Annotated in this window: 1 protein-coding gene; it reads left to right on the plus strand. The window is 56.0% G+C overall.

Annotated elements, in window-relative coordinates; all coding sequences use genetic code 11:
• Window positions 1–139 precede the first annotated feature (139 nt).
• A complete protein-coding gene (locus ACW7G5_RS14760) occupies window positions 140–556 on the plus strand; it encodes a hypothetical protein (RefSeq protein WP_457005770.1) in 417 nt (138 codons plus the stop codon).
• Window positions 557–1,633: the final 1,077 nt, after the last annotated feature.

Below are 1,633 nucleotides of genomic sequence, written 5' to 3' on the forward strand. Positions count from 1 at the left end.
TCTTGGGGTGCATATAGTAATCTTGGTAATTGCCTCCTGGCGCGTCATCCGTGTCGTACAGGCGAGGCGCTCAGGTGCCTAACAAGTCATTCAAGCCGACGCCGCTTCGCGGCGCGGCTTAATTCTGGTGTTAGGCCTCATGAAAAGCATCGCGGCACTTCTTCTAGCCCTCCTTCTTGCTGGGTGTAGCGCCGCTCCTGACGGAGCAGTTGCCGTCCTCTTTGAGCATCGCGATTTTCGGGTAGGGCGCTATTGCCTTGATGTCCGGGGAGGCGACCCTGGGCCGGAGCTGTTGGCTAATATCCTCAAGTACAATCCAAACGTGCTTCCCGCAAGTCAATGCCATCATGCCGATCCGGGCTACAAGACAAGTGATGGGACGGACATACGCATGCTAAGAATCGTCAAGATTCGGAGAGAGTCTCCGTCCATCGTGACGCTCGACGTCGTGCACGATTCTGGGTTCTTGCTCGGCTCCTCCGGGACGACTTACACAGTCGAGAAGCTTTCCGGCTTCTGGATAGTCACAGATTCAACTGTGGAGTGGCTGTCATGAGGCCTAACAATTCATTCAAGCCGACACCGCTTCGCGGCGCGGCTTAATTCAGGCGTTAGGCCCTTGACGGAAGTTCAACGTGGTCACTAGAACCAGAGCAACTGTTTCGGGGTTGCTAGCTGCAGTCGCGCTAGCTGGGTGCCAGGTTGAGCCCCAACTCGTATCGGCTCAGGCACAGCAGAATGGCGATGCAGTGATCGTTGAAGTGGCTATTCCGGCAAGAGACGCAGCCAAGATCAAGAGCCGAGAGCTGTACACGTATGTAAGGATCGGAGACTGCCCGAGAATGGAAGACGGGTACCCTGCGGAAGCTTATGTGGACGGGGCAGCCGTTTCAAAATTCTCCTTCGGAACAGAAGGAACGACCGTAATGGTATCCGGCGACATTCCAGCTCATATCTTCGAGAGGTATCAGGCGCCCTGCGCTGCGCTTGAGGGTGGCGGGTACTTCACCGGCACCTTGGTGTCGGTTCCTATATCCATCAAGATGGGCTCAGGCCGTTAGCGGCGGCGGGCCTAACAATTCATTCAAGCCGACGCCGCTTCGCGGCGCGGCTTAATTCTGGTGTTAGGCCTCATGACAAGCAGACTCGCAAGCTTCGTAAGAACGGCATCCTACTTGCTGGCCGTCGTTCTTATGATTCATTCTTCGAATGTGATCCTGGATAGCTACGCACAGCTGCGTGAGCTGGCCACAACCGGAGCTTCCGCGTACGGAAAGTCCGTCTCAGATCTGCCCGTGACGTTGGATCGGTATGTTTGGTACTTTGTGGCCGCGATCGCTCTAGGTTCTGTTGGAGAATGGTTGCATCGACGGTACTCGCGGTCCAAAGCGCCCGGACATGAGGCCTAACAATGCGTTCAAGCCGAAGCCGCTTCGTTCCGCAAAGCACATGGCAGGTACAGCTTGCCATGTGCTTCGCTCCACTACGCGCCTCGGCTTAACTTAGGTGTTAGGCGGCATAACATGAATTTCAGTGATCTCGAACAAGCAGCGCTGCAGCTAAACGACCTTTACGAACAGCTGGAGGTTAAGCGCTGGGGTCGCGTCTGGAGCACACAGGAGCTGGCGCTCGG

The sequence above is a fragment of the Luteimonas sp. A501 genome (assembly GCF_054052085.1).